The organism is candidate division KSB1 bacterium, assembly GCA_022562085.1.
GTDB lineage: Bacteria > Zhuqueibacterota > Zhuqueibacteria > Oceanimicrobiales > Oceanimicrobiaceae > Oceanimicrobium.
This window is the reverse complement of sequence record JADFPY010000220.1, coordinates 1-7,662: the sequence shown is the minus strand read 5'-3', so window position 1 is coordinate 7,662 and position 7,662 is coordinate 1. Positions and strand designations below refer to the sequence as shown.

Annotated in this window: 6 protein-coding genes and 2 pseudogenes; 6 read left to right on the top strand and 2 right to left on the bottom strand. The window is 45.0% G+C overall.

Going from position 1 to position 7,662, the window contains the following annotated elements:
* A partial coding sequence (locus IH879_15970; protein MCH7676423.1) for an aminotransferase class I/II-fold pyridoxal phosphate-dependent enzyme occupies positions 1 to 172 on the bottom strand: 172 nt, incomplete at its 3' end.
* Here IH879_15970 and IH879_15965 point away from each other — a divergent pair.
* On the top strand, positions 164 to 613 hold the full coding sequence (locus IH879_15965; GenBank protein ID MCH7676422.1) for a hypothetical protein: 450 nt from the start codon (positions 164 to 166) through the stop codon (positions 611 to 613). The two genes, IH879_15970 and IH879_15965, sit on opposite strands and share 9 nt — an antisense overlap.
* Positions 614 to 796: 183 nt before the next feature.
* Here the strand turns inward: IH879_15965 and IH879_15960 are convergent.
* Positions 797 to 1,140, bottom strand: a pseudogene (locus tag IH879_15960) (glycoside hydrolase family 97 C-terminal domain-containing protein).
* A gap of 462 nt (positions 1,141 to 1,602) precedes the next feature.
* Between IH879_15960 and IH879_15955 the strand changes: the two are divergent.
* The 5 genes and pseudogenes from IH879_15955 to IH879_15935 form a co-directional block, all read left to right on the top strand.
* Positions 1,603 to 2,802, top strand: coding sequence for an extracellular solute-binding protein (locus IH879_15955; GenBank protein ID MCH7676421.1), 1,200 nt, complete (start codon positions 1,603 to 1,605; stop codon positions 2,800 to 2,802).
* Between the two features lie 121 nt (positions 2,803 to 2,923).
* Positions 2,924 to 3,817 (top strand): sugar ABC transporter permease, encoded by an 894-nt coding sequence (locus tag IH879_15950; protein MCH7676420.1) that lies wholly within the window; start codon positions 2,924 to 2,926, stop codon positions 3,815 to 3,817.
* A 72-nt stretch (positions 3,818 to 3,889) separates the two neighbouring features.
* Positions 3,890 to 4,721 (top strand): annotated as a pseudogene (locus IH879_15945) (carbohydrate ABC transporter permease).
* Between the two features lie 144 nt (positions 4,722 to 4,865).
* A complete protein-coding gene (locus tag IH879_15940) occupies positions 4,866 to 6,053 on the top strand; it encodes a glycoside hydrolase family 9 protein (GenBank protein ID MCH7676419.1) in 1,188 nt (395 codons plus the stop codon).
* A 434-nt stretch (positions 6,054 to 6,487) separates the two neighbouring features.
* Positions 6,488 to 7,662 (top strand): glycosyltransferase family 4 protein (locus IH879_15935; protein ID MCH7676418.1); only part of this gene is annotated, 1,175 nt, incomplete at its 3' end.

Sequence of the window (7,662 nt, the reverse complement as noted above, 5' to 3'; positions counted from 1 at the left end):
AAATAAATGAATCAATATTTTCAGATAAATTCATTGTTTTAAAATATGAAATTTTACAGTTGTTGAGTTTTGCTGCTGTTTCATATTCTTGAAATGTTGGAATAGGTATCAAGACTTTAGTTTTCTTTGATAAAAATGCAAAACAAAAATTGTAGATTATCTCATGGCTCAGAAGGGGGCATTCAAACGTCAAATTCACAATCTTGAAAGAATCCGTTATTACAAGAATCTCTTTGGATCTGAGAAGCCTTTTGTTGAGCTGGGACTCGTTTTAGGCAATCGCAATCACCGTTATCTTGCAGAAGTGGTGCGACTCGGTGCTTCCCTTGGGGTCAACGCGGTTTTCATCGAACCTGTCACGATTTACTCTGAAGCGGGCGCCAGTCTCAAGATAACATCTGAGCAGGAACCTGCATTTAGAGAGAGTGCCGCAGAGGCCCTGGATCTGGCTAAGGACTTAGGTATAGACACGAACCTACATAACTACCTCGATGCCGAAATGATACAAAAAACAGGTGAAATGCAAAAAGTCATCTTCAAGAACGCACAAGAGGCCGATGATGATCCCTTTCTTTCCAGTCCCTGTTTTGAGCCATTTACGACGGCAACGTAGCCGGGAAGAGCACAGGGATGATGGACCACCCCTCGACTTACCGTAATTCTCGATCCCCATTTCTCTTGAATGAAGTTTCGGACCCATTTCCCCTCGTCTTCTCCTATTTCCCGGATATCGATTTTCATCTTTTCTACATAGTCGTCAAAATAGAGAGCGAAGAATGGAGCACTTACTGCCAAATCAGTAGTGTGGTATGCTATTTCCTTCCTCTTCGGTCGCCGGGCGAATGCGGATGGCTTGCCCGCCTCCAGGAGCCAGCCTTAACTTGAGCGTTGTGGCGCGGTCTACCAGCGCCCTGGAGATGTCGATGGCAAGAGGGTTAGTCTCCCAGTGCTTATCGGCGGCGGCGTATATCTCGGCTACATATTTCCGGTCAGCGTCCAGAAAGTTTAATTGTGTTTCAAGCGTCCGCCCTTGCTCGTCGGTGATGCTGCCGATATACCAGTCTTAGCTATTTCTGTCCTGGCGGGCAATGTAACATAGTCGCCAATTTGAGCGTGTATGATGAAACATTTGTGCGAAATTCAGCTTCATCCTAATGTCTCAAAAAATTTCAAGATTTACAAGGAATTTATGCACCGGTTTGAGTACAATTTTGCCATTGGTGGCGAATCCGCTTCGCCTGGGATTTACTTTGGCTGGTCCGGGTTCGGACCGGCGCCTGTGCACACATTCAGTTATTGTTTCAATAATATGGCACCAAATGCCTCAAAACCGATGGCTATTAATAACAGGAAATTTTAAACCGCACATGAATGTATTGATTCTGTGCAATTGGATGTTAAATTAACCCAGAGTCAATTTAAACACCGGAAAATACTATAGAGCACCGGAATAAGTGGGTGAAATGTTGGATTCCTGAGTAAAACCCGCACGTGAATAGGAGACATATGTGGATAACTAACAAAAAAATAATTCTCACGCTTTTCGCATTTATCACTACCTGCGGTTGCCGAGGGCATTCGGACCAGCATACGGAACCAGAGTTGACCTATTGGTCGGCCAACAACCCATACGAGCAAAAGTTCGCTAAGGAGATCGTTGCAGAGTGGAATCTTGTCCATCCGGATATGCCGGTTAAATATCAGCCCGTCCCTGAAGGGCAGTCCAGCGAAGAAGTGATTCTCGCTGCCGTGGTAGGAAAATCGCCCCCGGATATTTACTCGAACATGTGGCCGGGAGACGTGCAGCTCTACGTGAACGCTAAGGCGCTGGTACCGCTCAGCCAGTTTGCCGATTTTGATTCGCTGATGAATTCCAGAGTAAAGGAAGAAATGTTGGAAGAGGCCAGGTCTGAAGACGGTCAGGTGTACCAGATTCCATGGAAAACCAATCCCGTCATGATGATTTACAATAAAAAAATGCTCAGGGAAAATGGTTTTCCGAATCCGCCAAGAACCTATTCGGAATTTATAGAGCAAGCGAAAGTCATCACCGCAGATTTGGATGGCGATGGTTACACGGACAGATATATGGGTTTGAGGGACATCCGGGTCGTCTGGTGGCAGAGATTATTTGATTACTACCCCTTTTATATCGCCGCGTCAGGCGGCCAAACGCTGCTCAAGAATGGTGAGGTGTTTTTTGATAATTCGGCCTCGGTAACCGTGTTTACTTTTTTGCAGAGTCTGTATAAAAATAAATATTTCCCACTGGAGAAATACCAGGGCCGCGTCGATCCGTTTCTGGCTGAAAGAGTGGCCCTCCGTTTTACCGGGCCTCATGAAATCGCCCACACGGAAAAGTTTAAACCGGAAGGATTCGAATACGCTTTCGCACCGATCCCGGTTCCGGATTCTTTAGAAGGACCCGTTTACACCTACGGCGATTTTAAGAATATAGTGATCTTTAAAACGGGGCAAGATCCGGAAAAAGCCTGGGCATTCGTCAAATTCATGACCTCTCGTAAAAATGATTATCGTTTGCTAACTACGATCCATCAGTTACCTGTACGAAAGAAGATTCTGAGTGACTCGCTTTTTCAAGCTTATTTTGAAAAAAATCCCCAAATGATTATCTTTGCCAAACAGGCCGAATATGTCCGAAGCACGGATTTGTCCAAGGATCTCAAAGAAATTTTTGATGCTATTTCGCAAGAATATGAAGCTTGCGTGATTTATGGCGCGAAATCACCAGAAAAAGCTGTCGCTGAAGCGGCGAGACGAGCAAGATTAATCTTGCAGTAAGATGCCAAAAAGTGACCTTCTCTTGATCCTAAAAATACTCGTTTCAAGACTGCATATAACTTAGCGTTCTTTACCTTAGTTAAGAAGGTCACCTTTTGGATCACCTCTTTGTATCAACGTCATGAGCATCGTTTCAAACATAAAATCAAAGATTTCTCAAGGCGACCGGATAGGCTATTTGCTCATTGTACCCTATGCGGCACATTTCAGTCTGTTTGTTGCCTTCCCGCTGATCTTCTGTCTTATTCTGGTTTTCCACAAGTGGGATATTGTCTCCGATATGGAGTGGGTAGGATTGAACAATTTCTTTCATCTCATCAGTGATAAGCTTTTCTTTAAATCAATCTTCAACACTTTTACTTTTCTTATCATACATATTCCGCTGCAAATTATTATCGCTCTGTTTCTTGCCGAGTTATTAAATCAAAAAATCAAATTTCGTGGATTTTTTCGGGCCTCATATTTTCTGCCGGTGATAGTCTCAGGAGTAGTCGTAACGATACTTTGGGATCAATTGTACGCTCAGGACACCGGGGTCATCAATTTGTTCATGGCGAAGCTTGGCTTGCCAAAATTACCCTGGCTTACCAGCCCTAAGTTGGCAATGCCCAGCATCGCAGTCATGGCTACCTGGAAAAACGTCGGCATATATGTGGTGCTGTTTCTGGTCGGACTGCAAAGCGTGCCGCGACATCTGTACGAGGCAGCGGAACTTGAAGGTGCCTCGCACTGGTACAAATTTACCAGAATTACCCTGCCAATGATTAATCCGACAGTTTTTTTGGTGGTCATTTTGTCTACCATCAACGGATTTAGCCTGTTTATCGAACCATATATTATGACCGGGGGCGGACCGATGAATTCTACCCTGTCTGCTGTGCTTTATATTTACAACCAGGGATTTTATTTCTATCACATGGGCTATGCGGCAACTTTGGGCTTTTGCTTTGCGCTTATCGTTATGATTGTCGTTTTAATTCAACGAAAATTTGTGGAAAAGGAATCAGTAGCTTAGTGCTTTATTTCACAAATTCGATGACGTATTTGGGAACCAAACCTTCCAGGTCTCAAAGACCTGGAAGGTTTAATGTACAAGAATCGGTTTATTAATTTGAAAAAATTCCTTTTTTACTTGTCGTTAATCGTTTGGACCGGGCTATTCATTTATCCATTCTTGTGGATGATTTCAGCCACCCTCCGGCCTGAACGGGAAATCGGCAGCTTTAATATCATTCCTTCACAAGTTTCGCTGTATAGTTATGCGCAGGTCTTTGAAAAAATTCCTATTTTCCGGGGCCTTTCTGAACAGCCTTTTCGTGGCGTTAACCGTCACTGCGGCAACATTGGTGCTTTGTTCGATCATTGGATACGCCTTGAGCCGGCTGCGCTTCCGGGGACGAGACGCCATTTTTTACCTGGTGTTATTTACCATGATGATTCCCCTGCAAATCACCTTGATTCCCCTTTATATTCTCATGGTGAAATTCGGATGGGTCAATTCATATTTGTCATTAATTGTTCCCTGGATGGTAAGCGCCCTGGCAATTGTCATGTTCAGACAGTATTTTCAAAACATACCGCAGGATATTATTGACGCTGCCCGCATAGACGGTTGCGGTGAGCTGCGCATCATCTTTCAGATAATTTGGCCCATCTCATTACCCACACTCGTCACCGTGGGTATCATTACTTTTATGACCATCTGGAACGAAGTCCTTTGGCCGCTGATTGTCATCCGTGAACGAGATTTGATGACCATGCCACAGCTTGTAACCATTTTTGCTGTCGGGGGAGCGGCAGAATCGCAGCTTGGGGTGCAGTTGGCGGCGGCTACTCTGTTAGCGCTGCCGGTTATTATTGCTTATGCATTTTTTCAAAAATATTTTATTGAAAGCGTGGCGACTTCGGGGCTGAAGTGAAAAATAGAACCAACCACGAATGAACACAAATTCACACAAAAAATAACCAATTTGAACACTATCTCCCCACTTATCCTTTCCCTTTTATTTGTTGGATGCCAAAGTCATTCCCCCCTGTCACATTCAGGTTTGGAACTTGTGAATTTGTCGCACCTAAACCACTTATACGAAGAAATAGGAATCGGCGGCCAGGAGATGGCCATCATCCACATCTATTCCGAATACCCGGATTACGGATGGGTGGATGCGCATAATGAAGGTATCGCATGCGTCGATGATGTAGCGCGCGCCGCAGTGGTCTATCTTCGCCACTTTGAGATTACAGACGATACCACCAGTTTAAAGCGTGCCCGCAAATTATTGGATTTCTGTCTCTATATGCAAGCAGAAGACGGTCAGTTCTACAATTTTATCTATGCGGATCATTCCATAAATCGAGAAGGTGAAACGAGTTTTAAAAGCTTTGGTTGGTGGGCGGCGCGCGGCGTGTGGGCCCTGGGGGAAGGTTACCGTGTCTTTCATAAAATGGATGCTTCCTATGCGGATTTGTTAAAAAAACACATTCAGAAAACCTATGTGCATATTGACACTTTACTGGCGCATTACCCTGAAGTTGAAGATTTCGATGGATTCAAAGCTCCGAAATGGCTGCTTTACAATTCGGCCGCAGATGCCACCTCTGAGTTGATGTTGGGGTTGGCAGCCTTTGCGCAGGTCTCGGGCGATGCAAAGGTTAAAGATTACCTAAAGACTTTCGCCATGGGTTTGATGGAGATGCAAAGCGGAGACAAAGATACACTTCCATACGGACTCTTCCTGTCATGGAAAAATGTCTGGCACGGCTGGGGCAATAGTCAAACTCAGGCTTTAGCGCAGGCCAGTAAAGTCATTCAGGACAAGGAAATTCAACAAGCTGCTGTGAGAGAAGCCGGTTCTTTTTATCCATACTGGATGGAGCGGGGATTTCCCCGCGAACTTGAGTTTGTGTTTGAAGACACAATTCGTGCAAAAAAGGTCACACAATTCGACCAAATTGCCTACGCTGTCCGGCCCGCCGTGGTCGGCTCTTTGATGTTATATGAATTGACACAGGAAGAGCGATTCGCTGAGTTAGCGGGGGAATTAGCCACCTGGTTTTTCGGGAATAATCCGGCGAATCAAAAAATGTATGATCCGGAGACCGGCCGCTGTTTTGACGGCATCCTCTCGGAATCTGAAATCAATCGAAACTCCGGAGCCGAGTCTACTATCGAAGCCCTGTATGCTATTCTTGAGGTCGAAGCCAATCCAATAGCCCGCAGAAAGCTGGAGCGCTACTTAAGTTCAAATTAATTCGAGGAGAAAGTTGCATGCCATCTTCAAGATCGATCTGACCCAACCTGAGTACTCAAACCGGAGTCCGAATCATCTTACGGCCGATAAATTTTAAAAAGATGCAGCTTCTGCTAATGCCATCAATAAATCCGATGTGACATGGAATTCTCCAATTCCTCCCTGGTCAGCGCTCCCCCCCCTCAGCCATCTCTGTGATAGCTATTGAGGAGGCAAAAAATTGGCTGCGATTGCAGCAACTACTGCCACCCTCTAGACGTTTCTAATTTTCGTTTGCATTTTTGTTATATTTTGATAACTTCATTTTTCACTCGAAATGTTCTGTGTTTCGGTTAAATTTTATCCGTCAAATTCATTTTGGGTTTTTCTTGACCGAACATTTCCTGTGTTATAGTTTTATTCGATCAATTTGATTACACTTATTTAGGGCTGGTATGGCATCTGTTATTCAGTATTATGAGGGAATTAATTCGGTTGCCGTAATCGGTAACTATTTACCCCGCCAGTGTGGTATTGCAACATTCACCACTGATCTTGTTGAGGCTTTATCGACAGAAGCGCCTGACATCAACTGCAGGGCGGTTGTCATGAACGACAAACCGGAGGGATATCCATATCCTGAAAAAGTGCGATTTGAGATCAACCAGAACAAACTTACCGATTACAGTGTCGCATCGGAGTTTCTCAATATCAGCCAGGTTGATATTGTCTGTGTGCAGCATGAATATGGTATTTTTGGCGGCCCGGCTGGCAGCCATATCCTGAAACTCCTCGCAGATCTTCGCATGCCGGTCGTGACAACCCTGCATACGGTTCTGAGAGACCCCGCCCCGGAATATCGTGAAGTCATGCACAAGTTGTCCGATCTGTCCGATAAACTGATCGTTATGAGCCGGAAGGCTTTCGATTTCCTCAAAGACATCTATGCCGTTCCGGAGGAGAAAATAGCCTTTATCCATCACGGCATTCCGGATATGCCTTTTATTGATCCTAACTTCTACAAAGATCAGTTCGGTGTGGAAGGTAAAAGGGTCCTTCTCACATTCGGCCTGCTTTCCCCAAATAAGGGCATTGAAAATGTGCTGCAGGCGCTTCCGTCCGTCACCAAAAAACACCCTGATGTCACCTATATTATCTTAGGAGCAACCCATCCGTCTATTTTGAAGGCGCATGGGGAGGAATATCGCATTAGTCTGCAACAACTCGTGCACAAACTCAATATCAGCGATCATGTCATTTTTCAAAACCGGTTTGTCGAGTTGAAAGAATTATGTGAGTTTCTCGGCACCGCTGATATATACGTAACCCCCTATCTTGAAGAAGCCCAGATTACTTCCGGGACGCTCGCCTATGCCATGGGGACCGGCAAAGCCGTCATTTCAACCCCGTACTGGTATGCGACCGAGATGCTTGCCGAAGGACGGGGTATCATTGTTCAATTCAAAAACTCTGAGGCCATGGCCGAACAAATCATCGACCTTCTAGACGATGATGTACGCAGGAACGCGATGCGCAAAAAAGCCTATACATTCTCTCGTGCGGCGATCTGGAAGGAGGAGGTATCCCAAAGATATCTAGAAGTTTTCAGCGAGGTTAAACTCAACCGTGC